Here is a 26,979-nt window from a genome sequence, read left to right on the forward strand (position 1 = left end):
GGCACCATTCGGGGCGGGAGACGCTATGTTTGGATTCATGAAAAAGAGTGCGACAAATAATAGCCAGCAAGAGGAAGAGCAGGATCGTCTGGCTGAATCAAGCCGTGAGAAAATAACGGCATTAGAAAACAAGCTGGCTATTAATCCACGCGATGGCGAAACGCAGAAACAATTAATGCTGGAATATAACCGTGCATTAACGGTATTTGCGAAAAGTCGACGTTATCGCAATGAAATTGATCCGCTGTTTGTCAAAATCGATGAATTGCGCAATGTTGTTCGCAAATCGATTTAAGGAGCCGTAATGACGATTAAACAGTTATTGCAAGAGGCAGACGCGATTCAGGTCGGCATCGACGCCACGGATTGGCGTCAGGTTATCGCTATGGCGGCGCAACCGCTGGTCAGCGGAGGCTACGTCAAAGCCTCTTACCCGGAAGCGGTAATTGCCAACACCCTAACGCACGGCGCCTATTACGTATTTGAAGAGGGGATTGCGATTCCCCATGCCCGACCCGAAACCGGTGTGATCCGCGACTGTTTCAGTATGATTTTGCTCTCTGAGCCGATCTCATTTGAAGGCAGCGACAAGGCCGATATTGTCATTATGTTTGGCGCGCGCGACAGCAATGCGCATATCGAAGAGGGCATTCGCGCCATTGTATCGTTGCTGGAGGATGAGGATACGCTGGTTCGCTTACGTCAGGCCAGCAGCGTCGCGGAGGTCATCGCCATCTTATGACCCATGAAACTCCCCTAAAACGTGTGGTGCTGATAAACGGCATTCCTGCCTCGGGTAAAAGCACCTTAACCCGGCTGATGTCGCAGCAGTTTGGTTTGCCGGTGCTGACTCTCGACAGCGTGAAAGAGCCTTTTATGGCCAGCTTCGCGCCCGTGGATCGCCAGCGCAATCGGCAGCTGGGCTGCGCGGCCTATCAGGCGATTTGGCAAATAGTCGGTCAGGCACCTGCAGAGTGCATTTTTCTAATTGATGCCTGGTTTGGTTTTCAGCCTAAACATGTGCTGGAGCAGGGGTTGCAGCAGGCGGGCGTAAGCGAAGTGCTGGAGCTGTGGCTGCAAATTACCCCTGATGAAGCGGTGGCGCGCTATCAATCCAGACTCGCGCAACGTATGCCAGGCCATCCGGGAGCGGAATACTTACCTGAGCTGCGGCGGTTGGCGGAGCAAGCCCAGCCGATGGCGCTTGGGCCGGTATTACGCGTGGGTTCGCAAGAGGCCGATCAGCTACGCGCCGTTAAATGGTTGCGCCACCAACTTGCGACAACAGGCTACACTTTTCCTCTGAGTGAACGCGTGAAAGAGGATGATCATGTCACCACCGCCTTATCTGCAACCGGGCGAGAGCGTCGTGCTTTATGACGGCGTCTGCAAACTCTGTAATGGCTGGGTAAATTTCCTGCTGCGTCATCGTGTGGCGCGGCAGGTTCGTTTTGCCTCAGTGCAAAGTGAAGAGGGTAAAACCTTGTTGAAGTGGGCCGGTTTACCGCAAGAAAATGTCAGTACCATTGTCTATATTGCCGATCAACAGCATTGGCTGCGGGCGCAAGCGGTGTTCCGCGTTATGCAGAAAATGGCTGCGCCGTGGCGCTTTCTCAGCGTGCTGCGCCACTTTCCCGACAGCATCAGCAACTTCGCCTACGACCGCATCGCCCTCAATCGCTACAAGCTGTTTGGCCGCTACGACAGCCAGCATAGTCTTACACCCGACTATCCGGGCCGTTTTCTGCATCAAAAAGAAAAAAGCGCTGAATAGGTTTGCTGACGGGGAATCGGTCCGCGTTTTCTGCTGCTGTTGAACGGGTCTTCAAAAGGCTCAACGTTTTGTAACCGGCCAGCAAGATGGGTTACAAAGCATGTTCGAACAATGCTGTTTTCTCTCTTTCAGCCAGGCTCTTACCAAGAAAATCGATTCTTTAGCCACTTACAGGAGTGCAGCATGAAAATAGATCTCAGCGGAAAAGTCGCCCTGGTGACCGCGTCAACGGGCGGCATTGGTTTTGCTATTGCACAAGGGTTAGCTGAATGCGGCGCAGAAATCGTGCTCAACGGACGCAGCGAGGCCACCCTCGCTCACGCGCAGCAGAAGCTGAATGCCGCCGTGCCGGGCGTGAAAATTCACAGTGCCATTGCCGATCTCGGCAGCGCGCAAGGCGTGGACACGCTTCTGAAAGGCTTGCCGGAGATCGATATTTTGGTCAATAACGCGGGCATTTACGGGCAAAAAGATTTCTATGACATCGATGACGCGCTTTGGGAACAATACTGGCAAACCAACGTCATGTCTGGCGTGCGTTTATCGCGTGCTTTATTGCCTCACATGGTCGAAAAAGGCTGGGGCCGCGTGGTGTTTATCTCTTCTGAATCAGCACGTAATATTCCAGCAGACATGGTGCATTACGGAGTGAGCAAAACCGCGCAGCTTGCGCTGGCGCGCGGTTTGGCTAAATTTGTGGCGGGATCGGGCGTCACCGTGAACAGCGTTTTACCGGGACCAACGCTGTCAGACGGCTTCGCCAGCATGATGGAAGATGAAATAAAACGCACCGGTAAATCACTCGAAACGCTGGCGAAAGAGTTTGTCATGGCGCAACGGCCTAGCTCAGTCATTCAGCGCGCTGCCTCGGTAGAGGAGGTGGCAAACATGGTGGTTTATGTCTGTTCACCTTTGTCATCGGCGACCTCGGGTGCAGCACTCCGTGTAGATGGGGGAGTGGTTGACGATATCGTCTGATGACGTTAACTCGACAAAAGTTTACACAGCGACGGGTTGTGCTTAGGGTCAGAATGCATACCATAAGCACACTTTTCTTTTGGACCCGATCATGAAGATTTCGCAACAGCGCGCAAAATGGATTTTAGTAGTGGCTTGCCTGCTGCTGGCGCTTTGCGTGGTTGAAAGAACGGTGCAGCGCGTGGTGAATCCACCTGTACCTGCTCAGCCAACTCTCTCCGCTTCGCAAACGAATGAAAGCCTGGTGGGCGAAAGCCGTTGCGCGCTCAGTGCAAAATCTTTGCCTGGCCATACGCCGCTACTCGATCTCGCCTTGCCTGTTTTACTGATGCTGTGGGTAATGTCCCACGCTATTACGCTGCCGATTTTGCGCAGTGCACTTACACTTTCTTCTCCGCGAGCGCCTCGACGGCGACATCTGACTTTCTGCGTTTTCCGACTGTGATACGCGCGCTTATCCCGCGTTAATTCACTTTTTCGGAGAACATCATGACTATTTTTATCAGAAGCTTGCTACTGCTGCTGGCGGTGAGTTTGCCAGCGGTGCATGCGGCAGACAGTGGCTGGCTGCGTGATGCGCAGAACTCGCATGCAGAAGTACGGCTGCGCAGCGCGCCACACAACAATACGCAACAGGTGCTACTGGATATTCGGCTGCAATCGGGCTGGAAAACTTACTGGCGTACGCCAGGCGAAGGCGGTGTTGCGCCAACCATTCGCTGGCAGCAATCCACCCTTCAAAGCCGCTGGTATTGGCCAACACCCGCCCGCTTTGATGTCTCAGGACTGACCACCCAGGGTTATCACGGCGATGTTAGTTTGCCGCTAGCCATCAGTAATCTGCAAGGCAACCGCCTGGCGGGGACGCTCACGTTATCTACCTGTTCCAACGTCTGTATCCTCACTGACTACGCTTTTTCGCTGGATCTCACGCAGCCCGCTCAGAGAGCGTTTGCCACTGACTATGCCCGCGCGATGGGCCAGGTTCCCGTGTCATCGGGATTGACCGACAAGCTGCAAGCCCATTACGTCGCGAATGAAGTGCAAATTCGTGCCGAGCGCCAGGCAGGATGGCAACAGCCTGAACTGTTTTTTGATAATCCTGCCGGCGCAATGATGGGTAAACCGATCATCAATGTTGATGGCACGGTGTTGGAGGCACGAGTACCGGTCAGCGATGAGTGGGGCGATAACGCGCCGGAGTTGGTCGGTGAAATCGTGTCACTGGTGATTGCCGACGGCGGGATTGCTCAGCAGAGCGAAACGATACTGGGCCAACACGCGCTGTTGTCGTCAGACAGCACCCACTTTTTAGTGATCGCCTTGATGGCGCTGTTGGGTGGATTGATCCTCAATCTCATGCCCTGTGTGTTGCCGGTGTTAGCGATCAAGCTCAGCGGGCTAGTGCAGCAGCAGTCGCAGAGCCGCGCTCAGACGCGGAAGCAATTTCTGGCTTCCAGCGCCGGTATTATCGCCTCGTTTTTACTGCTGGCGCTGCTAATGACCGGGCTGCGATTAAGTGGTCAGGCGCTGGGTTGGGGCATTCAATTCCAAAGCCCTGGCTTCTTGATTTTCATGGTGTTGGTCACTTTTTTATTCAGCGCAAGCCTGTTTGATCTGCTGCATTTACGGCTGCCATCCTCGCTGAATACCCGTCTGGCGACGCACGGTAACAACGGCTTGCTGGGGCATTTTACCCAAGGCGCGTTTGCCACTTTGCTGGCAACGCCGTGCAGCGCACCTTTTCTGGGCACCGCGCTGGCCTACGCTTTGACCGCGCCGCTGCCACAGCTCTGGCTGCTGTTTTTCTTTCTCGGCGTTGGCATGAGTTTGCCTTGGCTGGCGGTGGCGGCGTTGCCCGGCGTGGCGCGATGTTTGCCGCGTCCGGGACGTTGGATGGTGCATCTGCGCAGTGTACTGGCATTGATGATGTTGATGGCTTGCTTCTGGCTGCTCAGCTTGTTGATGGGCCACTGGGGACGCAACGCGGTAATGCTAACAGCCGCTGGGTTGATGCTACTGCTGGTCGGCTGGCTCATTAAGTGTGGGGCGCTGCACAAGGCGATTGCGCTGTTTTTCACTGTGACGCTGGCGGCGGCCTGGCTGTTAATCACCCGCGTTCCGTCTGAACGCGATGCACTCAACTGGCAGCCATTAAGTGAAGAGGCGATTGCCGCTGCGCAGGCCAATCACCAGCGGGTATTTATCGACGTTACGGCCGACTGGTGCATTACCTGCAAAGTGAACAAATCGCGCGTGCTGTCAGATGCCGAGGTGCGCGACGCGTTGAGTGCCGAAGATATCGTGCTGCTGCGTGGCGACTGGACGCATGCCGATCCACTGATCGGGCAATTCCTGCAACGTCGCGGCAGTGTCGCGGTGCCGTTTAATCAAATTTATGGCCCGGCATTACCGCAAGGCCACATTTTATCGCCGTTGCTATCGCGGGATGCGGTGATCTCTACGTTAAAAAATGCCAAGGAAGAATAATGAAAAAGTTTCTGTTACTGACGTTGATGTTGAGCACGGCCTCAGCTTTTGCCGCTGCGCCCTTTACCCCGGAACAAGAAGCCCGCATCAAAGAACTGATCCGTGAAACACTGGTGCAGAATCCAGCGATTCTGGCTGAAGCTGCCGATGCTTTTGATAAGCAGGCCGCGCATGCTCAACAGGATAGTGTGAAGCAGATGATCGTGAAAAATCATGACCTGATTTATAACGACGCCGGTTCGCCGCGTGTGGGGCCTGAGAAAGCCGCGTTGACGCTGGTTTATTTCACCGATTACAACTGCGTTTTTTGTAAAAAATTTGAAGCAGATATTGAGCGCGTCATGAAAAAATATCCGCAAGTGGCGGTGATCTTCAAACCGCTGCCGTATCGCTCCGAAACCTCACTCAGTTCAGCACGACTGGCGCTGACAGTATGGGAGCAGCAGCCGAAAAACTTCCTGACGCTGCATGAGCGATTAATGGCGAAAAAAGGCAATCACGATGAAGCGAGCATTAAAGCCGCGCTGAAAAAAACGGGCATTACCTTGCAGGAGCCGAGCAAAACGAGCCTGGATACCATCAACACGAATCTGACCTTAGCGCAGCAGTTGGGTGTACAAGGCACACCCGCCACGCTGGTAGGCGATCACATGATCAGTGGGGCGGTACCCTACGAGCAGCTAGAAACGGCGGTGAAGGCGGCACTTAAGGCGGCTAAATGATGCGATTCAAGCGTTGGCTGCGAGAAGGCGTCTGGTTATTGTTGATTGCTGCCGTTGCTCTGTGGGGCGTTGATCGCTTGCGTGCACCGGCTTTACCGGATGATTTTGCCACGTTGGTGGTGAAAGATATGCAGGGGAATCCGCTTTCTTTGGCGGAACTCAGCGAATCGCAGCCACTGCTGATTTACGTCTGGGCCAGTTGGTGCGGTATTTGCAAACTGACCACACCCAGCGTTGCAAAGATGATCGCCAACGGTGAGACGGTGTTAAATGTGGCGCTGCGTTCAGGTGACAACGCACGCGTGCAGCAGTGGATGAGTAAGAAGGGGCTTAACGGGCCGGGCATTAATGATGAAAAAGGGGAGCTGACGCAACATTGGGATATTGCGGCAACGCCGACTTTTATCGTGCTGCATAAAGGCAAAGTGACCAGCAGCACCAGCGGCTGGACCAGTCGCTGGGGGCTTGAATTCCGATTGTGGTTAGCTCATTTTTAAATCAATACGTTATTTGTATGCGTTAACGGCCTGTTTTTAGTCGAATAGTCCAAAAATAGTGCCAGCCCCTTAAACGTTCATCGTGTATATATGACAAAAAGTGGCTGGTGCAGGGCACGTGTTCTCGACGTTGAATAACAGCAACATAGCGCGTTTAAAGTATTAAATTTTTGACACTGAACATATAAACATGTCTTTAAAAACAGTGTTGACACTGTTAAAAAAAGCGGTAAATTAGAACTCAACGGAGAGAGAAAATATATTTCCGTTACATCAAGCCCAGAAAGTTTGATGTGGTCTATACTGTAAGAGTACGTTGAGAAGTTCCTGAAGTTGTAGTAAATCGCGATGATGTAAGGCCATGTTTTTTTAAGTTATTTACGTTACGGCAGGGTGGGTTTGTTGATTCATAAAGCCGTAATGAAAGTAAGGCAACGCATCAAAAAGTATATATCGCGATGGGGTGTGCAAGTTTAGCCGGGCCTGACATGACTTTGCCTCTAAAAAAGCCTATCAGGTGGTTTAAAACCGTTAATAATAATGACGTTTGATTCTGAGAAGCCATTATTATCTGTGAAAACTTGTTCATAAAGCAGTATTGAAAGTAGTAAGTCTCTATTAAGTTAATTAATGTTAAATGTTGAAAAAGTAGTACCTTAAAAGCCCTGGCTATCACAGTCAGGGCTTTTATCATTTCTACGGTCTATACTGCTTTTTTCTCTTAACAACCCCTTGAAAACATATCCAAAGCCAGCGTCATTCCACGATACACCAGGCATAGCGCCTTTCTGTTCAGTAATGAATCGTAAACAATGCCGCGCTAATTTCATAATGCTATAGCCTTAATCAGCCTGCAGGAGTGTAGGTATCGTTTCCGCCTGATAAAAAGGAAGAGGCCCACTGAATGTTTTCCCGTTTTTTTATTTATCGCCCGGTGTTTGCCTGGGTGATAGCTATCTTGATTATGCTGCTCGGCGCGCTTTCCATTACCCTGTTGCCCGTAGAACAATACCCTGACGTCGCACCGCCTGCGGTCAACATCAGCGCAACCTATACCGGTGCATCGGCCGAGACGCTAGAAAACAGCGTTACCCAAGTCATTGAGCAGCAGCTGACCGGGCTGGATAATTTGCTTTACTTCACTTCCAGCAGCAGTTCACAGGGCAACGTTTCGGTGACTGTCACGTTCAGCCAAGGAACCGATCCAGACACTGCGCAGGTTCAGGTGCAAAATAAGGTGCAGCAGGCACTGACTCGATTACCCAGCGAAGTCCAGCAACTGGGCGTGACCGTAACGAAATCGCAGTCAAACTTTTTGCTGGTGATGGGGCTGTATGACACCACCGGGAAAAGCAACAGCACCGACATTGGGGATTGGCTGGTCAGCAACATGCAGGAGCCGTTGGCAAGGACAGAAGGCGTGGGAGATATTCAGGTGTTTGGCGGGCAATATGCCATGCGAATCTGGCTTGATCCTTTCAAACTCAATGCCTATTCACTGCAACCCTCGGATGTTTCCACGGCCATTCGCGCGCAGAATATTCAGGTCTCTGCCGGGAAAATCGGTGGGCTTCCCTCTCCAGATAATCAACAACTTACTGCAACCGTCAGGGCGCAGTCGCGTCTTCAAACGCCTGAACAGTTCCGACATATCATCGTAAAAAGTGACAGAAATGGTGCGATTGTTCGTGTCGGCGATGTAGCTCGCGTTGAGTTGGGCGGTGAAACTTACGATATGACCACGCGTCTCAACGGACATCCGGCTGCGGGTATCGGTGTGATGCTGGCACCGGGCGCGAATGCGCTCGATACCGCTACGCTGGTTAAGCAGAAAGTCGAAGAGTATCGACATTCCATGCCTGCCGGGTATGAAGTGGCATACGCGCTGGACAGTACCGACTTCATTAAAATTTCCGTAGAGGATGTGGTGATTACGCTGATTGAAGCTATCGTGCTGGTCGTCGTCGTCATGTACCTGTTTTTGCAAAATATTCGCGCAACCATTATTCCTGCGTTGGCGGTGCCCGTGGTGTTATTGGGGACGTTCGGCGTGTTGGCGCTGTGCGGTTATACCATCAACACGTTGACGCTGTTTGCCATGGTACTGGCCATCGGCTTGCTGGTAGATGATGCCATTGTGGTGGTCGAAAACGTCGAACGCATCATGCATGACGAAGGTTTGCCTGCCAGAGAAGCAACAGAAAAATCGATGAAAGAGATCTCCGGCGCATTGATTGCTATCGCGCTGGTGCTATCGGCGGTGTTTCTGCCCATGGCTTTTTTCGCCGGTTCAACAGGCGTAATTTATCGCCAATTTTCTGTCACCATTATTGCCGCAATGACTTTTTCCGTGCTGGTGGCATTGACGTTAACACCAGCGTTGTGCGGCATGTTGCTTAAACCTGGCAAGCCGCATCAAAAAGGATTTTTTGGTGGTTTTAACCGCTTTTATGCGGCAACCGAGCGTAAATATCGCCATAAAGTCGTGAGCACGCTGCGTCGGCCGCTGATCATGATCTCGCTGTACAGTGCGATGGGATTGGTGCTGTTTTTTATGTTTACCCGCCTTCCGGGCAGTTTTCTGCCGACAGAAGATCAGGGCAGTATCATGCTACAGGCAACGCTGCCAGCCGGGGCAACAGCCAGCCGAACGGAAGCGGTTAATAAGCAGATTGTTGACTGGTTTCTCACCCAAGAAAAAGAGAATATCGATGTGGTATTCACTATCAACGGCTTTAACTTCAGCGGCGCGGCGCAAAACGCCGGTATGGCATTTATCAAGCTTAAAAACTGGGATCAGCGTGAGGGACGTGAAAACTCAGCGGAGGCGATAGCCGGGCGCGCTACCTATGCGCTTTCCTCAATCCGTGACGCGCAAATCTTCGCGCTGACGCCACCGTCCGTGCCAGGTTTGGGACAGAACAACGGCTTTACCTATGAACTGCTCGCCAGCGGCGGTACCACGCGCAGCGAACTGGAAAACCTGCGCGATCAGTTGTTGCAGCAGGCCACGCAAAGCCCGGCACTCTCTGCGGTGCGGGCAAATATTCTGCCGCAAATGCCACAGCTACAAATCGATATTGATACCAACAAAGCGGTGGCGCTGGGTCTGCAGCTGGATGACATCACCGATACGTTAACCAGCGCGTGGGGCGGCGCATATATCAATGATTTTATCGATCGTGGTCGCGTCAAACGCGTTTACATTCAAGGTGATGGACAGTATCGATCGGCGCCTAACGATCTGGACAAATGGTTTATCCGCAACAGCGAAGGCGGCATGACGCCTTTCTCTGCTTTTGCGTCAACGCGCTGGACTATGGGACCGGAAAGCCTGAACCGCTATAACGGTTCTGCCGCGTTTGAAATTCAGGGCCAAAATGCTGAGGGATACAGCTCGGGAGATGCGATGGCGACCATGGAGCGACTGGCTAACGCGCTGCCTGCGGGAACAACCGGGGCATGGAGTGGACTCTCATTGCAGGAAAAGCAGGCGGGGGGGCAATCGACCGCGCTGTATGCCATCTCCATTTTGGTGGTGTTTCTCTGCTTAGCGGCGCTGTATGAGAGCTGGTCTGTGCCGTTTTCTGTGTTACTTGCCGTGCCGCTGGGTGTGCTTGGCACGGTGATAGCCGTGGCGCTACGCGGATTAAGCAACGACATCTACTTCCAGGTCGCTTTGTTAACCACGGTTGGGCTGACCTCGAAGAACGCGATATTGATTATTGAGTTCGCAGAAGATGCTGTACGGCAAGGACGCTCACTGAGTTCAGCCGCGCTACAGGCTGCCCGAACGCGTCTGCGCCCGATCATGATGACCTCGCTGGCCTTTATTGCCGGTGTGGTGCCGCTTGCGATTGCGACAGGTGCGGGCGCAAACAGCCGCATTGCGATAGGCACCGGGATTATCGGCGGGACGTTAGCCGGTACAGTACTGGCGCTGTTCTTCGTCCCGCTGTTTTTTGTCTTGGTTAAACGCTATCTCACCCGGCATGGATCCGCTAAATAAATCGCTGAAACCTCAAGCCTGTACGAGCATGTGCAGGCTCAAGGTGCGGCAAACAGTCAGATGATTAAACAGCAAAAGCGCGATTTACTGCGTATTGGCGGTCAAAAAATCTTCGCGCTGCGGCGTGAAGGTGTCCAGGAGCGTTCCCGCTTCCAGACAGACACAGCCGTGCACCACGTTGGGTGCTTTATACAAAGTATCGCCTGCAGCGACTTCCTGCGTGACACCCCCAATCGTAAAGGCGAAACGTCCGCTTAACACATACGTTAACTGCTCATGTGGATGATGGTGTAAAGGACCAACCGCATCCTTTTCAAAGATTACTTCAACAGCCATCATGCCGCCGCCGTGAGCCAAAAGGCGACGCATAACGCCATTGCCTAAATCTTCAAGCGGGCGGTCTTGTTTATAGATAAACATGTGAACTCCTGATGTTGGTCGGGCATGCGGTGGTCGTTTTGTGACAGCACTCACAGCGATGGGGTGATTTAACCCATGCACTTTAGCGTTTTTTTATTAAAATGAAACGGTGTTTCAATTAAATGCTAAGGGTAGATCATGAAAATTGCGTTAATGATGGAAAATAGCCAGGCGGCTAAAAACGCCACCGTAGTGAAAGAACTGGAAGGCGTTGCTCAGCCATTGGGCCATCAGGTTTTTAACGTCGGGATGAGCGACGAGCAAGATCACCATCTGACCTACATTCACCTCGGCATTCAAGCCAGCGTGCTGCTTAACAGCCAGGCGGTGGATTTTGTGGTAGCGGGTTGCGGCACCGGACAAGGCGCACTGATGTCGCTGAATATTCATCCGGGTGTGGTCTGTGGCTACTGTATCGATCCTGCGGACGCCTATCTTTTTGCGCAAATTAACAACGGTAATGCGCTGTCGCTGCCGTTTGCCAAAGGCTTTGGCTGGGGTGCGGAACTTAACCTGCGCTTTATCTTTGAGAAAGCCTTTACCGGCGAAAAAGGGCTGGGCTATCCACCTGAGCGTAAAGAGCCACAGGTGCGTAACGCTGGCTTGCTGAATCAGGTTAAAGCGGCAGTGATTAAAGAGAACTATCTGGATACGCTGCGCGCTATCGATCCTGAACTGGTGCGCACCGCAGTGAGCGGCCCACGTTTCCAACATTGCCTGTTCGAGCACGGACAAAATCAGGAAATCATCAGCTTCGTACGTCAGCTGACGCAGTAAATAAGTGACGGAGTGAAAGGGCGGCTCAGGCCGCCCGTTTTTTTATTCCTGTTCCGCCAGCGCCGGATTGTAATGACGACTCGCGTCCACCAGCATCCGCGTGTAGGGCATGGTCGCCCGATCGGCGACTAGCGTGTCAACATCCAGCGTTTCCAGCACCTTGCCATGCTGCATCACTGCCACGCGATGACAGATATGCGCCACCACGCCTAAATCATGCGTCACCATTAAATAGGTCAGATTACCTTGCTGTTGCAGGTCGCTGAGCAGGTTGAGGATTTCTGCCTGCACCGAGACATCCAGCGCGGAGGTTGGCTCATCCAGCAGCAGCACGCGCGGCTCAAGAATCAGAGCGCGGGCAATGGCCACGCGCTGACGCTGACCGCCAGAAAGCTGGTGCGGATAACGCGTCTGAAAAGCGCGGTTCAATCCCACTTTCTCCAACATGCTGATCACCCGCTGTTGCCGCTGCCCGATGCCGTGAATCTGCAAGGGCTCTTCCAAAATATCGCCAATAGTATGACGCGGGTGCAGCGAGCCGTAAGGATCCTGAAACACCATCTGCACCAGGCGGCAGCGCGTGTGATCGATACGATGATCAAGAGGCTTTGCGTTAATCGCCAGTTCGCCTTGCCAGTGATTAAACAGGCCCGCCAGACATTTCAGCACCGTGGTTTTCCCAGAACCCGATTCACCCACCAGACCAAAAATCTCACCCTCTTTCACACTGAGATTAACGTCGTACAGCACCTGATTACGCGCGCCATCTTCGCCAAAGCTCAGGTTGAGATTGTTAACAGTAATCATCTTGACTCCTTACCCGTTCATCCAGCTAACGTGACGTTGTAACACCGGCAGGCGCGCACGGCGATGATCGATATCTGGCAACGCGGCGAGTAAACCTTGGGTGTAAGGATGTTGCGCTTGATCCAGTTCGCTGGCGGCCAGCGATTCCACCACCCGTCCGGCGTACATCACCAGGACGCGATCGCAGAAGCTGCGCACCAGATTGATATCGTGACTGATAAAAATCAGTCCTAAACCACGTGCTTTTACCAAGTCATCAAGCAGCGCTAATACCTGCAATCGCACCGATACGTCCAGCGCTGAAGTCGGTTCATCGGCAATCACCAATTCAGGCTCGGTAATCAGCATCATGGCAATCATCACGCGCTGGCCTTGCCCGCCAGAGATTTCGTGCGGATAGAGTTGGTAAACACGCTCAGGATCGCGGATGCGCACCACCTCCAACATCTCCAGCGCCCGCTGACGGGCGGCGGCATGTTGTCCGCGATGGTGGCTGCGCCAGGCTTCAGCGATCTGATCGCCGACGCGGATCACCGGATTAAGCGAATATTTTGGGTCCTGCATGATCATCGATATGCGTTTACCGCGTACGGCACGCATTTGTGCCGGGCTGGCGCGCAGCAGGTCGATATCGCCGAATTGCATGCGGCTGGCTTCAATACGGGCTTTCGCGGGGTGCAGTTGCAGCAGCGCACGGCCCACGGTGGATTTGCCGGAACCCGATTCACCCACAATCGCCAGCTTTTCCTGTCCAAGTTGAAAGGAGACGCCCCGCACTGCGGCGGTGGTCTGGCGTCCGTTGACAAAGTTAACGTGCAAATCACGCACGTCGAGCAACGGCGAAGCGTTACTCACTGCGGGGATCGAGCAGGTCACGTAGGCCATCTCCTAAAAAGTTAAACGCCAGGCTGTTAATCAGAATCGCTAAACCCGGAACGGTCACTACCCACCAACATTCCAACATGTAGGTGCGGCCGCTGGCGATCATCGCACCCCATTCAGGATCGGGTGGCTGTGCGCCAAGGCCGAGGAAACCCAGCCCAGCAGCAGTCAGAATGATACCCGCCATGTTCATGGTGATGCGGATAATCACCGAGGGCAAACACAGCGGCACGATGTGTTTCCACAGCACGCGCAGCGGAGAAGCACCTTGTAGCCGCACCGCAGAGATAAAGTCAGCCTGACGCAGCGACAGCGTTTCAGCGCGTGCCAGACGTGCAATGGGTGGCCAGGCTGTCAGCGTAATCGCAATGACCACATGTTCCAGGCCGGGACCTAGCGCCGCCACGAACGCCAGCGCCAATACCAGACTGGGAAAAGAGATAAAAATGTCGGTCACGCGCATCAGCACGCTGTCGACCTTGCCGCCAAAGTAGCCAGCCGTCACGCCCAGCAGCAGCCCGAGCGGGCCAACAGTAATCGACACCAGCAACACGATGTAGAGCGTGATGCGTGCCCCCCAAACTAACCGGCTAAAGATGTCGCGACCAAATTCGTCGGTGCCGAACCAATGCTCGGCGCTGGGCGGCGTTAACGCATTATTTAAATCCTGAATCAGCGGGTGATAAGGCGCAATCCAGGGTGCGAACAGCGCCACAATGCACAGCACCAGCACAATGCCGCCGCCAATCGCCGTCAGCGGATTACAGGCCATGCGCCAGAGAAAATGAGCGGTACGCGCAGCAAAGCGTTGGCAGCGCGCCAGCTTTTCCCGCGTCGCGCTGACATGAGGCGTGTCGTAGGAGATCGTCATACTTTGGTCCTCGGATCAAATACCTGATAAAGCAGGTCAGAGAGCAGGTTAAGCATCACAAAAATCAGGCCGACCACCAGCACGCAGCCCATCACCGCATTCATGTCGCCTAGCATCAAACTGCCGGTCAGGTAAGAACCAAAACCGGGCCATGAAAACACCGTTTCAATTAATACCGCGCCTTCCAGCAGGGAACCGTAGGCGAGGGCGACCACCGTGAGCAGCTGAACCAGAATGTTGCGGAAGGCGTGCTGCCAGATCACCTGCCATTCCGTTAATCCTTTGACGCGGGCAGTAAGAATGAACTCTTGCGACAGTTGCGCGAGCATAAAGCTGCGCGTCATGCGGCTGATGTAGGCCAGCGAATGAAAACCCAGCAGCGAAGCGGGTAACACCAAATGATTGAGCGCATTCCAAAACACCTGGCTGTTGCCCGCTATAAGCGCATCTATCAGCATGAAACCGGTACGGCGCGGCACAATGCCGTCAAGACTGAAATCAACCCGGCCCGCGCCGCCCACCCAACCCAGATGCGCATAGAACAGCAGCAAACCAATCATTCCCACCCAGAAAATCGGCGTGGAATAACCCGCCAGGCTGATCACACGTACGACGTAATCGATCACGCTGTTGCGTCGAGCCGCTGCCAGCACACCCAACGGCACACCTAATCCGGCGCCAATAACAATCGCCAACGTGGCCAGTTCAACGGTGGCGGGAAACACCCGCAGGATATCGTTGACCACCGGTTGGCCGGTAAGCAGCGCATGACCTAAATCGCCATGCAACAGCGCGTTAAGGTAGATACCGAACTGCACCCACAAAGGTTTGTCGAAGCCGAGTTGCTGATAAACCTGCTGATAAGTGGCGTTGTCAGCGTCGGGCCCAACAATCGCTAACACGGGATCCAGTGGCATCACGCGGCCAATGAAAAAAGTCAGCAGCAGCAGGCCAAACAGCGTAATAAGCACCTGTACGCCACGTTTGCTGATGCGGCGAACCTGGTTTTGAGTCAGCGTCATGGGCGGCCTCCCGCTAAGGTATCCGGTGTTTTCCATACGTCGCGCAGGAAAGTGGTGGCCGATGGATGCGGCTGATAATCCTGCACACGGTTATTAACCACCACCGAATCCACCATTTGTGATATCGGCATCAAGGCCGGCACCAGTTGGTCATATCGGCGTTGAATCGCGAAATATTCTTGCTGCTGTTTGGTGCTGTCGCGCTCGACCAGCGCCTGATCAATCATGCTATTGAGCTGGGCATCGTAGAAACCGGTGCGCCAGCCCTGAAAATTGGTCAGGCGTGCGCTGTCGGCATTGTTTGGGTTATAGACCAGCGAACGCAGGCTGGAGTGAGGATGAGGTTCAACGCCGCTGCCGCCACGGCCCACCAGCAAGTTAAACTGGCGATCGCGCATTGCGCCGTAGATCTGATTACCGGTGCCAGTGACAATTTTGGCGCGGATGCCGCCTTGCAGCAGCGTGGACTGTATCGCGATAGCGATGTTCAGAAAGGGTTGGTCAGCTAATACGCGCAGCGTAGTGTCAAATCCATTGGGATAACCCGCTTCAGCCAGCAACGCTTTGGCGCGTGCAACATCCAGTTTGTAGCCAGGATCGGGCAAGGTGGCAGGCATATTTGCCTGAATCGGACGCTGATGCAGCACGCCATATCCGGTCATCAAGCTTTTATTAATTCCCTGATAATCTACCAGATACCGTACCGCTTCACGCACTTTGACATCCGCGAAGTGGTCATCCTTCATGCTCATCGCCAGATAGTAAATAGTGCCTTTCTGTACCGCGTCGATAGCCAGGTCGGGATCGTTACGCAGGGCGCGTACGTCGGGAATCGCCATGTTGCTGGCAATATCCAGATCGCCTTTTTGCATCATCAAACGCAGGGTTTGTGACTCTTGTAAATGGCGAAATACCACGCGTGACATTTTTGCCTCGCCGCGCCAGTAATGATCTGCTCGGCTCATGCGCAGCACATCTTTGGCCTGCCAGACATCAAGGCGGAAGGGACCTGAACCCGCTTCGTTGGTGGTTAACCAGCGGTTGCCCCAATCGCCTTTAACTTCATGCGATTTCACCGTTTTGCTGTCCAGCACCACCATGCTGCCCAACGCCGCCAGCGAATAGATCACCAGCTTGGGATCATTGGGTTTCGGCAGGGTCATCACCACGGTGCGTGCATCGGGTGCGGTGATCATCTGATCCACATTTTCTTTCGTGAAACCATACGATTTCCACACCGATGCTTGCGCCAGATTCAGGTGCAGCACACGACGCATTGACCAAATCACATCGTCACTGCTCAACGCATTGCCGGAATGAAAAGTGACATCGTCACGAAGGTGGAAGGTGAGCTGCTTGTTATCCGGGCTGATCTCCCAGCGTTCCGCCAGTGCAGGGCGCACGTTGGTCAGTTGTTTAGGATCGAGTTCAACCAAGCCGTCATACAGATTCACCACAATACCCACCACTTCATTACCGGTCATGGCGGCGGGATCCAGCGTGAGCAAGTTATTCATGTTCATGCCAACGATCAGCTGATCGTCAGGCGTTTTCGCCTGTAACGACGCGCTGCCCGCCAGCAGCAGCAGCGTGACAAGCCACGCGCCGCAGCGGTTGTAGAGTTTCATAATGTCAGTCCAGCAGGTCAGAGGTTATTATTGTTTGCCGTACTTGGTTATGGCGATTTACCAGCGTTCGAGCGTATGGGTTTCTATCCAGCTAAAGTTAATGTCTTCTCCTAATCCAGCGCGGGTTGGCAAATGCACAAAACCCTGGTCATCCATCGGATCGACCAGGCTGTTGAGATAGGCAGGAGGCTGTTCGTAATCAAGGAAAGGGTGTAACAGGCCGCGTTCATACCAGCGGCAATTGCGGATCGCGCCGACCACCGCAATGCTGGCTGCGCCATTGCCATGGACTTCGCAATCCATACCAAAGGCTTCTGCGAGGCTGGCAACTTTCATGGTCGCTGAGATTCCCCCTACGCCATTGGCACCCGCACGCAAAATGTCGCAGGCGCCTGCTCGCACCCAATCAGCACGGCTGTGATGTTTACCGCCGAGGCTTTCCGGTCCCAGCACATCAATCGACAGGTTTTCAGCCAGCCAGGCGTAAGAGGCCATGCTCTCTTCTTCCATCGGCTCTTCAAACCAGCTGAAATTTAATTTTTCTAACGCTCTGCCGATGGTCAGCGCTTCGCTGCGGCTGTACCAGTGATAACCGTCCAGCATCAGCGCAATATCGGGTCCTACCGCTTCGCGTACCGCCGCACAGGCTTTAATATCCATGGCCGTGCTGGGCGCAAACGAAACGGGCGGCATCCAGGTGTGGAGCTTGATCGCTTTGTAGCCGCGCTGTACCAGCTTTTCAGCAAAGCGTGCATATTCATCAGGAGTTGATAATCCCCCCTCCAGTTCATCACCACACATGGTGCTGCCGTAGGCGGGAATCTTCTCGCGATAGCCGCCCAGCAATTTGTGCACCGGTTGCTGCAGTTTGCGACCAATTAAATCCCACATCGCTTGTTCAACGGCAGAAAGCGCGCGTTCGGTGAGCTGATGTGCACTTCCGCGTTGCCAGTGCACTAGATCTTGCCACAAACGTTCGCGGTCAAAGGCGTTTTGCCCAATCAGTACTTTGCGAAAAAAGGCATTCACCACATGTGAACGCACCACTTCGGCAGGTGCAAAGGCATAGCCGCAATCCCCTTCATCACTGGTGATCGTTAATAACGCCATTTGCGCATCTGTTTCGGGGCCGGGATGAGAGTGGCCGGCGCTGTCTGACCGGCGCTGAGTAGGATAAGTAAAAAGGGTGACATCGATTGCGCTGATCTTCACGGTTAAGCTCCTGTAGCTGATCGTTTGGCGTAATAAATAAAACGCCGTTTCATTTTTATAATCTAGCCTTCACATTTTATTAACGCATTAGCCAAAACAAGAACATTGCTGACTAATATGTGTGCAGTTGCCTAAGGCGTTGTGAACACATTCACGAAAGCGCGGCGTTTTGTGAGCCAGGGCACGCAGAGATAGGGTTTAAGCAGATTGGGCAGTGATACTTTTCAGCGTATTTTCCCCAGTTAATTCAAAAATTAACGCCTGTTAGCGAAGCGTTAATAATCTCTGTTTTTCCTGTCATTATTTAAAGTGCTATTTAAGAAGCTGATCACTTTTACCGCTGCGTATTTATGGGCGGAAATTTTAATAGGATTAAATAAATAATAAATTTTAATAAAATATATTATTGATATAAAAATCAATAAGTTATTTTCGTAAAATATAAACATTCCACGCCTCGCTTTCTAAAGTTGGCTTGCGGGTTATCTGTTTCTCTTCAATAAATTAATAGTCACATAATTAGCGGGTTTATCCTGAGGTGCAGTGAAAAGCGCCTTAAATGCAGATAAGCCTTTTAGCGAGATTGATTGACTTTATCTGGAGAGCGCAATGTTTCGTCATGTTAAACAAATGCAATATACCGTTCGCGTTGCTGGTCCAAATCCGGGGCTGGCTAACTTACTGTTAGAACAATTTGGTGGGCCTCAAGGGGAACTGGCGGCAGCATGCCGTTATTTTACCCAAGGGCTGGGCGATGAAGATCCGGGTCGTAAAGATATGCTGCTGGATATCGCTACCGAAGAGTTAAGCCATCTGGAAATTATCGGTAGTCTGGTTGGCATGCTCAACAAAGGTGCTAAAGGCGATCTGGCTGAAGGTGTGGAAGAGGAAGCCGAACTTTATCGTTCACTCACTAACGGCGGCAACGGCAGCCACACCACCGCGTTACTTTACGGTGGCGGCCCGGCGTTAACCAACTCCGCCGGTGTGCCCTGGACAGCAGCCTATATCGATACCATTGGCGAAGTTACCGCCGATCTACGATCCAATATCGCCGCTGAAGCGCGCGCTAAAATCATTTACGAACGTCTGATCAACGTAACCGATGATCCCGGCGTAAAAGATGCGTTGGGCTTTTTGATGACGCGCGAAGTGGCGCACCAGATCTCGTTTGAAAAAGCGCTCTATGCAATCCGTGATAATTTCCCGCCAGGAAAATTACCGCCAATCGAGCAGTACGCGCACACGTATTACAACATGTCTGAAGGGGGCGATATTCGCGGTAGCTGGAATTCAGATGAGAATTTCGATTATGTAGCCGATCCGCAACCTGCAGTAGACGGTGGCGATGGTTTATCCAAAGTGACCTTGTCTGATAAACAAAATACGCATGTTGAAAATATGGCCATCCGCACCCAATCCGATCCCACCATCAATCCTTTAACCGGAACCGATCTGGGCAAAGGCATACCAAAAGAGCAGCAGTGATTGGGAGACGTGCCTGTTTACGCAGGCACGCTGAATAAAAGGAGAAGTCATGCGCATTCATCATCTGAACTGTGGATGTATGTGTCCAGTCGGTGGCGCGTTGTACGATGGTTTCAGTGCATCACCTTTCGCCCATTTAGTGTGTCATTGCCTGTTGCTGGAGACCGATGCACACGGCTTGGTTTTAGTGGATACCGGCATGGGATTACAGGATATCCAACGTCCCGCCGATCGCCTTTCGGGCTTTTTCCGCGCCATGAATAACATCCGTTACGATAAGCAACTCAGCGCCTGGCAGCAGGTGGTGAATTTAGGGTTCAAGCCCGACGATGTTCGCCACATCATTCTGACGCATCTCGATTTTGATCATGCTGGCGGCATCACCGATTTTCCACAAGCGCGTGTGCATCTGTTACAGCGAGAACTGCAAACGGCAACCGGGCAACAAAGCTGGTTACGACGTCAGCGCTATCGGCCTCAACAGTGGGGCAGCCACGATGGCTGGCGTGGTTATCCTGATGGGGGCGAGCGCTGGTTCGGTTTTGACGCCGTCAGGGCCATTGATGAGTTAAGCGATGACATTCTGCTGGTGCCGCTGCCGGGACACACATTAGGGCACGCTGGCGTCGCGATCCGTCATGGAAAAGGCTGGATGTTGCATGGTGGCGACGCTTGGTTTTATCGCGGCGAAATGCACCAGGAAACGCGCCATTGCACGCCCGGTTTGCGCTTCTATCAGTGGATGATGCGCAGCGATACACAAGCATGGCGTACTAACCAACAACGCTTACGTGAACTGTCGTTGCAGCACAACGATGAGGTCACGATGTTTTGCAGCCACGATGCACGCGAGCTTCAGGCCTTCACTTCACGGCGCTAATAGTATTCCTAAAATCATTTTCATCGATCGCTTCCCCTTATCTGATTTATGAGTGATAGTAACGGCGATTTACAATAATAATTCTCATTATCATTTATATGGGTTATTTCGATGAAAAAATGGATGTTAGCGCTGGGGTTAATCACGCTGGTGGGATCGGCATCGGCTAAAACAATTACTGATGTCGCCGGGCGTCAAGTCGATGTCGCCAATGAATCAAAACGTATTATTTTAGGTGAAGGACGACAGATCTATTTGTTGGCTGCCTTTGATACCGAGGCGCCGTTTCAACGGGTAGTTGGCTGGCGCGATGACTTTCACAAAGCGGATTGGGATGGTTATCAGGCGTATGAACAGCGCTATCCGCAAATTAAAAAACTGCCGACCTTTGGCGGGGCAAAGGATGGCACGTTTAACGTAGAGCAGGCGCTGACGTTAAAACCGGATTTAGTACTGATGAACCTTGAGTCCAAAGCGGCAACGGATGAGGGCAAACTGATTGAAAAATTGCAGGCTGTTGGTATCCCGGTGGTGTTTATCGATTTCCGTGAAGCGCCGTTTGTGAATGCTGAGAAAAGTATTCGTATTATGGGTGAGTTGGTGAACAAACCAGCCCGTGCGCAAGCGATCATCGACTTCCGCCACCAGCAAATTCAGCGTGTCACCTCACGTTTGCACAGTTTCAACGGCTATCGCCCGAAAGTCATGATCGATCGTGCAGGCGGTTACAGCGACGAATGTTGTATGTCATTCGGCAATGAGAATTTTGGGCAAATGGTGGAAATGGCCGGCGGCGATAACATTGCCAAAAATCTCATTCCTGGCACCTTCGGTACTCTCAATCCAGAGCAAATCATTGCCAGCCGCCCAGATGTGGTGGTGGTCACGGGTGCAAACTGGAAAAATTACAATACGGTAGGGAAGTGGATTGGCGTTGGGCCGGGGGCTGACGTCACGGAGGCAACGGCGCGCTTAAAAACGCTGATGATGCGTGATGCTTTCAAAACCCTACCGGTTGCACATAACGGCAATGCACACGCCATCTGGCATCAGTTCTATGACAGCCCTTACCAGTTTGTTGCTATTCAGGCATTGGCAAAATGGCTGCATCCCGATCTGTTTGCCGATCTTGATCCAGATAAGACCTTCCGTGAGTTCCATCAGAAATTTTTACCGCTACCTTACCAGCCTGGTTATTGGGTAACGTTACCCGCAGATAAACGTTAATGTTCCCCTCGGCGGCAGAGATGCCGCTATTTAATTTCTTTTTCTTGCTGAATTAACCTGCCACTTTTCTTCATGTTTACTAATATTTTACAGGCGCGAAGTCGGTTGCTTGAGGAAGCGAAGTGCCGTCTTCACCCCGTTTATTAACAGAATATGGAGAGGAAAATGCGCACTACCTCGGGAAGGTCGGCTTTCGCCGTTACGCTTTACGCTCTGCTTGAGCCGCTGCCGTTGGGCTTTTTTAGCGCCGCCTGGCTATTCGATATTATCTACATGCGAGGCTTTGAAATCATGTGGACCGATGCCGCCAGCTGGCTCATTGTTTTTGGTTTGGTCATAGCGGTTCTGCCACGTTTAATCAGCCTTATTTATCTATTTCGTGGCAGTGCAGCACCCGAAAAAACCCATTTTTGGCTCTCGTTGCTGGCCATTATCCTTGCTGTGCTAAACGCCTTCATTCATAGCCGTGATGCTTATGCGGTGGTGCCATTAGGCGTCATACTTTCTACGCTGGTGGTGGCACTATTGCTGCTGGCAAATGTTCAACTCGCGTTACGTCAACGCACCGCTTAAGGAGAAGCCGAGATGAAAATGCAGCATAAAACGTTACTCGCCGTGACCTTAATTGCCTTGCTGGCGGGCTGTGACGATGGCGCGCTGATTGATCCGCAAAAGCAAACCGGCCCCAATCCTGAACTGCCACAGGCGCAAAATTTTGTTATGCCGCCAATGCAGGTGCCAGAGGGCGTACCGTGGAAAGCGGGTGAAATGCCGAAAGTGGCAAAAGGGCTAAAAATCGAGAAGATCGCCGAGAACTTGCAACATCCACGTCAAGTCTACGTACTGCCGAATGGCGATGTGCTGGTGGCGGAGTCTAACGGGCCACCAAACGCGACAGCCAGGCCGAAAGAGCTGATAACAGGCTTGATTCAAAAATCTTCGGGCAAAGGCGGCGCAGGCGGCAACAGCATAACGCTGCTGCGTAACGTAAACGGTAAGTGGGAAAAACATCGCTTCATCGAAAATCTGTTTTCACCGTTTGGTATCCAGCTGGTGGGTAATACGCTGTATGTCGCGAATGCCGACAGCCTGGTGAAATTTCCTTATACCGAAGGCGAAACGGAGATTCGTACCGCGCCTGAAGAGGTAGCTGACCTGCCGGGCGGACCGATCAATCATCACTGGACGAAATCGCTGCTGGCAAGTCCCGATGGCAGCAAGTTGTATGTGGGAATAGGATCCAACAGCAACATCACTGAAAACGGCATTGGCGCTGAATATCGCCGCGCGGCGATCCTTGAAGTCGATGCTGCCAGCGGGGCAAGTCGCATTTACGCCAGCGGATTACGTAATCCTACCGGTATGCAGTGGGAACCGCAGAGCGGTAAGTTGTGGGCCATTGTGAACGAACGCGATGAAATTGGTTCGGATCTGGTGCCGGATTACCTGACGTCGGTGCAGGAGAAAGGCTTCTACGGTTGGCCTTATAGCTATTTTGGTCAGCACATTGACCCCCGTGCCGAACCGCAGCGTCCCGATTTGGTTGAGAAGGCCATCAAGCCCGATTACGCGCTGAGCTCGCACGTCGCGCCGCTGGGCCTCCTGTTCTACCAAGGTGACAACATGGCGCAATATCGCGGTGGCGCGTTTGTGAGTGAACACGGGAGCTGGAACCGCAAGCCGTTAAATGGTTATCAGGTGGTGTGGGTGAAATTTGAGCAGGGTCAGCCGGTGGGTCAGCCGCAGCCGATTGTTACCGGTTTTTTGACGGATGATCAAAAGCACGTTCGTGGATTGCCAGTAGGATTAGCTGAAGATAAGCAGGGTGGCGTTTTGATCGCCGATGATGCGGGTAACAGCATCTGGCGCATTAGCGCAGCAAACGAATAATCGGTTAAATGCTGGGCAATAAAAAAGGATTTGGCTTGAGGCCAAATCCTTTATTTTTTTGTTCGTTCCCCGGCTGGTAACCGGCTTCGAACGAGGTGCTCAGCACTCTCCACAAAAGTTATTCTAAATAGTGCGGCGAAGGTTTTCAAGTTTGGCTAAAATACTGTATGGTTATACAGGTGTTGAGGGGTGAGTTCAGCCTCAAGATTGACTGGCCGCTCCCAGGGGCACGGTTTTTAAATCCCGGCAGGCATCAGGTGGTGCTGGCCTGTGGCTTTAACCTTGAGTGCCGCTCAGCTCTCTCCACAAGATGTGCTTAGGCACCCGGCGGGTAGAGTCAAAGCCTCGGTAGCCGAACAGCGCGCTCCTGTAAAAGGAGAAGGAAAGTGATGGAACTGACAAGGCTGATTCTGGATATCATCCGAATCATTTTGCAGATCATCGTTGCCCTTATGCAACTGACCGGTAAAGCATACTAACCGGAACTTGAGACAAGGCGGAGCTAACCACTCCGCCTTTTTTCATGTTAACGCGCTGATGCGCCGTCAGGCCGTTTGCTGCGTCACGTTAGCCTCAGTTTGAGGGTGCAAGCGCTTCTCCGGTTGCAGCAGCGTCATCGCCAACATGCTGCCAAACGCGATCACAGCGGTGACGGTAAACATGGCGTTATAGCCATAATATTCGGCCAACCAACCGCAGAGCATCGGGGAGATGATCGCGGCGAGATTGGCAATAGCCAATGTCATGCCGCTGTAGGTTCCGACCGATGATTTCGGCGTTACGTCAATCACCACAGACCAGTAAACATTGTTCACCAGGGCGTTCAGTGCGTTGCCCAGCGTCATCAAGGCGATAATACCCGCCGCTGAGTGCATCCACGGAATCGCCATAAAACAGCAAGCGGTGCCGCACAGCGTGACGGCGGCAAAAACATTACGTGCCAGACGCAGATTGTTGAAGCGAGCCAGCAGCCAGTCGGCAAAACGTCCCCCGAGCAGCACGGTAATACAGGCACCGCTCCATGGAATCATCGCGACGTACCACAATGCGTGCAGATCGTAATGAAAGTTATCCTGTAGATATTTCGGCATCCACGTCACCAGCGTAAAGGTGATGTAGAGAAAGGAGAAATAGCCCAGCGCATTACACACCAGCGTGCGGCTGGTAAAAAAGCGCCACCACGGCAGCGGGGTATCGTCGTGTTGAGTCACCTTTTGTCCGCGGCGAATAAACTCACGTTCTGCGGCATGGGTTGCAGCGCTGGTATCTGGGCTATCGCTGAAGGTGCGGGCAAAAAGCAGCATTGCCAGCAGCGACATCACGCCAAGCAGGATAAACATCATGCGCCAGTCGTTGGTCAGCAGCAGCAGACCGACAGCAATCGGCGCTGTCAGTAACGATCCAACTTGGGTAGAAAGCAGGCCAATGCTCAGAGCGAAACCGCGTTCGTTATCGGGTGCCCAGTGCGCGATGGCTTTGTTCATCAACGCGTACGCCGGGCCTTCCGAAAAGCCAAACATGATGCGTAATGCCGCAAACCCCATGATGGCCGATCCGCCAAACAGCGCCATGCCTAAATCACCCGCCCAGGCAGTGGCAATTTCCAGAATCGACCAAAGCACGCCAGCCATCATCCAGACTTTTTTAGTGCCGATACGATCGGCCAGAAAGCCACCACACAGCGATCCAAACAGATAGCCAAAGCCAAAATAGCCCAGCACCGCGCCAAGCTGCACTTTTGAAAAGTGATATTCCGCTGAAATGGCATTCGCGGCAAATGAGAGTGCGCCGCGATCAACATAGTTAATCAGGGCAATGAGAAACAGCATTGAAAATATAGTGTAACGATAGCGACCCGGGTTCATCTCATCTCTCCTGAATAAAAAACTGACAGAAGTGATAAGCAAAATAGATGCCTGAAATGATTAACTATTGTAAAAACAGGGACATAAAACTATAAAAGAGGCCCGTAGCGAGACGGAACATCAATATTGCTGATTAATTGTACGGTTAATAATGAGCCTGCGCATCAATTTGGTGCGGATTTTGCTCGCTACATGACAACCAGATGCTTCTGTTGACGCTGGCAGGTTAGCGTTAAAATCCATGATATAGGAATTATTCCGCGCACCCGGCTAAAAGCCTGACGGTGCGAAAGGATTGTGGCTGCAAGCGGTGAGTGCGCGCCTTGAACAAACAATCGCTTACCGCCTGGAGGGGCGGCATAAATCCTTTGAGCGAACGTCAGGCAGCCGTTTCATGGGAAGAAGCCAAAGGCGGCTGATGAAGGGTGATCGCGGCGGGTGTGGTTTCATCGATATGACACAGAATTTGTTGCTGATAATTGCTATCCAGCACAGCGCTATTTTCACTTAATAACACACCCACTTCGTTTACGTTTTTCCCTTCAACTTTTATTTTTGTGGTAGCTGAAGCCAGCATCCACTCATATTCGATATCTACATGCCCACTATCAATACAGCGAATGCCTTGCAAACTGAGATCATAAGCCAGCACGGTTGCCGTCGGGCCCAGTGAAATAAGGACCAGATCAAATTCACTGGCGTGGACTAAAATAGAGGCATAGAGCGGGTCATAAACTGAAAAAGCGTTGCGATTAAGCGTAGTTATCCGCTTAATTTCTTTTGCACCATCCAGTAAGTCGTTACCTAATCCCAATCGTGTTCCGCTTCCTTCAACGATTAATACTTTTCGGTCCTTAAACAGTAATTTAAATTTGTCGAAAATGGCGCGTGATAAATTTTTGCTTTTGTAATCATGATAAGGGCGCGTTACGGACGTATTGCCATATTGATAATTCTTACTCAACAAGTTCTCATAGCGTGAAAAGTAAAATGATTTATGGAAGAACCAAAACAGGGCGGCACCTGAACGCATCTGGCGGGTGTTACGAAAACCATCGGGCAGGCAGATCAGACAATCGGGATTATCCTGCGGACTGCGCTGCAACAGCGTTTTAAGCCGGGCAGAGAGGCGCTCATCAAAGGGTTGAAAGCCAATATTCTTGTAGTAAGTCATTTCCAGTTCGCCATCACCGTACCGTGCCAGCGAGAGCTTTTCATTTCTTAATAACAGATCTATCGTTTCTTCAATTGAAAGGATCGCTATTTTATTTACTTTTTTCTGTGCTGCGGGGTATTTAACCGAAGCGTGAAGGAACTTGATCGGAAAACGGAATTTCCGATAGATAGAATAAAGTATGGCCATTATTTACCTGCCTTTAAGGTGGCGATTTAACGCATTCTGGTGGCGTTAAAACAGAGAATCATCAGGAGCATGTTAATATTATCTATAACACGTTAGGAATTATTTCAAAGCTGCGAAATATCCTAAAGAGAATAATGAGCATGAAATACAATCATTAATTAATGTTTTATTAAAAAA

The 26,979-nt window shown here is 52.1% G+C and carries 25 protein-coding genes; 16 read left to right on the plus strand and 9 right to left on the minus strand.

Going from position 1 to position 26,979, the window contains the following annotated elements; genetic code table 11:
• Positions 1-25 precede the first annotated feature (25 nt).
• The 10 genes from ACF2G4_RS04920 (at position 26) to ACF2G4_RS04965 (ending at position 10,470) form a co-directional block, all read left to right on the plus strand.
• Positions 26-295 (plus strand): hypothetical protein, encoded by a 270-nt coding sequence (locus ACF2G4_RS04920; protein ID WP_215846855.1) that lies wholly within the window; start codon positions 26-28, stop codon positions 293-295.
• Positions 296-304: 9 nt separating this feature from the next.
• Positions 305-742: a PTS sugar transporter subunit IIA gene (locus ACF2G4_RS04925; RefSeq protein WP_215846854.1), complete on the plus strand. Its 438-nt coding sequence runs from the start codon at positions 305-307 to the stop codon at positions 740-742.
• Positions 739-1,380 (plus strand): glucokinase, encoded by a 642-nt coding sequence (locus ACF2G4_RS04930; protein ID WP_243077980.1) that lies wholly within the window; start codon positions 739-741, stop codon positions 1,378-1,380. The genes ACF2G4_RS04925 and ACF2G4_RS04930 overlap by 4 nt, the downstream gene beginning before the upstream one ends.
• A complete protein-coding gene (locus tag ACF2G4_RS04935; RefSeq protein ID WP_409075614.1) occupies positions 1,331-1,774 on the plus strand; it encodes a thiol-disulfide oxidoreductase DCC family protein in 444 nt (147 codons plus the stop codon). The genes ACF2G4_RS04930 and ACF2G4_RS04935 overlap by 50 nt, the downstream gene beginning before the upstream one ends.
• Before the next feature lie 183 nt (positions 1,775-1,957).
• Positions 1,958-2,752 carry an SDR family NAD(P)-dependent oxidoreductase gene (locus ACF2G4_RS04940; RefSeq protein WP_243077978.1) on the plus strand — a complete coding sequence of 265 codons (795 nt, stop codon included), beginning with the start codon at positions 1,958-1,960 and terminating at the stop codon, positions 2,750-2,752.
• A gap of 91 nt (positions 2,753-2,843) precedes the next feature.
• Positions 2,844-3,197, plus strand: coding sequence for a hypothetical protein (locus tag ACF2G4_RS04945; protein ID WP_409075615.1), 354 nt, complete (start codon positions 2,844-2,846; stop codon positions 3,195-3,197).
• A 44-nt stretch (positions 3,198-3,241) separates the two neighbouring features.
• Positions 3,242-5,242, plus strand: coding sequence for a protein-disulfide reductase DsbD family protein (locus ACF2G4_RS04950; RefSeq protein WP_409075616.1), 2,001 nt, complete (start codon positions 3,242-3,244; stop codon positions 5,240-5,242).
• Complete coding sequence (locus ACF2G4_RS04955) at positions 5,242-5,964, plus strand: DsbA family protein (protein ID WP_409075617.1); 723 nt, start codon at positions 5,242-5,244, stop codon at positions 5,962-5,964. Before ACF2G4_RS04950 ends, ACF2G4_RS04955 begins: the two co-directional genes overlap by 1 nt.
• Positions 5,961-6,461, plus strand: coding sequence for a protein disulfide oxidoreductase (locus tag ACF2G4_RS04960; protein WP_409075618.1), 501 nt, complete (start codon positions 5,961-5,963; stop codon positions 6,459-6,461). Before ACF2G4_RS04955 ends, ACF2G4_RS04960 begins: the two co-directional genes overlap by 4 nt.
• A 904-nt stretch (positions 6,462-7,365) precedes the next feature.
• Positions 7,366-10,470: an efflux RND transporter permease subunit gene (locus ACF2G4_RS04965; RefSeq protein WP_332627938.1), complete on the plus strand. Its 3,105-nt coding sequence runs from the start codon at positions 7,366-7,368 to the stop codon at positions 10,468-10,470.
• Between the two features lie 84 nt (positions 10,471-10,554).
• Here the strand turns inward: ACF2G4_RS04965 and ACF2G4_RS04970 are convergent, their stop codons facing one another.
• Complete coding sequence (locus tag ACF2G4_RS04970) at positions 10,555-10,890, minus strand: cupin domain-containing protein (RefSeq protein ID WP_215846848.1); 336 nt, start codon at positions 10,888-10,890, stop codon at positions 10,555-10,557.
• Between the two features lie 138 nt (positions 10,891-11,028).
• Here ACF2G4_RS04970 and ACF2G4_RS04975 point away from each other — a divergent pair, with 138 nt between their 5' ends.
• Positions 11,029-11,667 (plus strand): RpiB/LacA/LacB family sugar-phosphate isomerase, encoded by a 639-nt coding sequence (locus ACF2G4_RS04975; protein ID WP_215846847.1) that lies wholly within the window; start codon positions 11,029-11,031, stop codon positions 11,665-11,667.
• 42 nt (positions 11,668-11,709) lie between these two features.
• Here ACF2G4_RS04975 and ACF2G4_RS04980 read toward each other — a convergent pair whose 3' ends face one another.
• The 6 genes from ACF2G4_RS04980 to ACF2G4_RS05005 all read right to left on the minus strand — a co-directional run bounded on the left by ACF2G4_RS04980 (position 11,710) and on the right by ACF2G4_RS05005 (position 18,089).
• Positions 11,710-12,474, minus strand: a complete 765-nt coding sequence (locus ACF2G4_RS04980; protein WP_332627940.1) for an ABC transporter ATP-binding protein — start codon at positions 12,472-12,474, stop codon at positions 11,710-11,712.
• 9 nt (positions 12,475-12,483) lie between these two features.
• Positions 12,484-13,350 (minus strand): ABC transporter ATP-binding protein, encoded by an 867-nt coding sequence (locus ACF2G4_RS04985; RefSeq protein WP_243077970.1) that lies wholly within the window; start codon positions 13,348-13,350, stop codon positions 12,484-12,486.
• A complete protein-coding gene (locus ACF2G4_RS04990) occupies positions 13,322-14,227 on the minus strand; it encodes an ABC transporter permease (RefSeq protein WP_243077969.1) in 906 nt (301 codons plus the stop codon). The genes ACF2G4_RS04985 and ACF2G4_RS04990 overlap by 29 nt, the downstream gene beginning before the upstream one ends.
• Positions 14,224-15,249 (minus strand): ABC transporter permease, encoded by a 1,026-nt coding sequence (locus tag ACF2G4_RS04995; RefSeq protein WP_215846844.1) that lies wholly within the window; start codon positions 15,247-15,249, stop codon positions 14,224-14,226. Before ACF2G4_RS04995 ends, ACF2G4_RS04990 begins: the two co-directional genes overlap by 4 nt.
• On the minus strand, positions 15,246-16,772 hold the full coding sequence (locus tag ACF2G4_RS05000) for an ABC transporter substrate-binding protein (RefSeq protein ID WP_409075945.1): 1,527 nt from the start codon (positions 16,770-16,772) through the stop codon (positions 15,246-15,248). Before ACF2G4_RS05000 ends, ACF2G4_RS04995 begins: the two co-directional genes overlap by 4 nt.
• A 162-nt stretch (positions 16,773-16,934) precedes the next feature.
• Positions 16,935-18,089 carry a mandelate racemase family protein gene (locus ACF2G4_RS05005; protein WP_243077967.1) on the minus strand — a complete coding sequence of 385 codons (1,155 nt, stop codon included), beginning with the start codon at positions 18,087-18,089 and terminating at the stop codon, positions 16,935-16,937.
• A gap of 609 nt (positions 18,090-18,698) precedes the next feature.
• Here ACF2G4_RS05005 and ACF2G4_RS05010 point away from each other — a divergent pair.
• The 5 genes from ACF2G4_RS05010 to ACF2G4_RS05030 all read left to right on the plus strand — a co-directional run bounded on the left by ACF2G4_RS05010 (position 18,699) and on the right by ACF2G4_RS05030 (position 23,574).
• Complete coding sequence (locus ACF2G4_RS05010; protein ID WP_215846842.1) at positions 18,699-19,577, plus strand: manganese catalase family protein; 879 nt, start codon at positions 18,699-18,701, stop codon at positions 19,575-19,577.
• A gap of 49 nt (positions 19,578-19,626) precedes the next feature.
• Positions 19,627-20,457, plus strand: a complete 831-nt coding sequence (locus ACF2G4_RS05015) for an MBL fold metallo-hydrolase (RefSeq protein ID WP_243077966.1) — start codon at positions 19,627-19,629, stop codon at positions 20,455-20,457.
• A 111-nt stretch (positions 20,458-20,568) separates the two neighbouring features.
• Positions 20,569-21,684 carry an ABC transporter substrate-binding protein gene (locus ACF2G4_RS05020; RefSeq protein WP_215846840.1) on the plus strand — a complete coding sequence of 372 codons (1,116 nt, stop codon included), beginning with the start codon at positions 20,569-20,571 and terminating at the stop codon, positions 21,682-21,684.
• 165 nt (positions 21,685-21,849) lie between these two features.
• Positions 21,850-22,257, plus strand: a complete 408-nt coding sequence (locus ACF2G4_RS05025) for a DUF2231 domain-containing protein (protein WP_243077964.1) — start codon at positions 21,850-21,852, stop codon at positions 22,255-22,257.
• Between the two features lie 12 nt (positions 22,258-22,269).
• Positions 22,270-23,574 carry a PQQ-dependent sugar dehydrogenase gene (locus ACF2G4_RS05030; protein ID WP_409075619.1) on the plus strand — a complete coding sequence of 435 codons (1,305 nt, stop codon included), beginning with the start codon at positions 22,270-22,272 and terminating at the stop codon, positions 23,572-23,574.
• 545 nt (positions 23,575-24,119) lie between these two features.
• Here ACF2G4_RS05030 and ACF2G4_RS05035 read toward each other — a convergent pair.
• Both ACF2G4_RS05035 and ACF2G4_RS05040 read right to left on the minus strand, forming a co-directional pair.
• Entirely contained in the window at positions 24,120-25,439 is a 1,320-nt protein-coding gene (locus ACF2G4_RS05035) for an MFS transporter (protein WP_215846838.1), read from the minus strand.
• A gap of 379 nt (positions 25,440-25,818) precedes the next feature.
• Positions 25,819-26,802, minus strand: a complete 984-nt coding sequence (locus ACF2G4_RS05040) for a GT-D fold domain-containing glycosyltransferase (RefSeq protein ID WP_409075620.1) — start codon at positions 26,800-26,802, stop codon at positions 25,819-25,821.
• Between the last annotated feature and the right edge of the window lie 177 nt (positions 26,803-26,979).

This window comes from Pantoea phytostimulans (assembly GCF_046118715.1).
GTDB lineage: Bacteria > Pseudomonadota > Gammaproteobacteria > Enterobacterales > Enterobacteriaceae > Pantoea > Pantoea phytostimulans.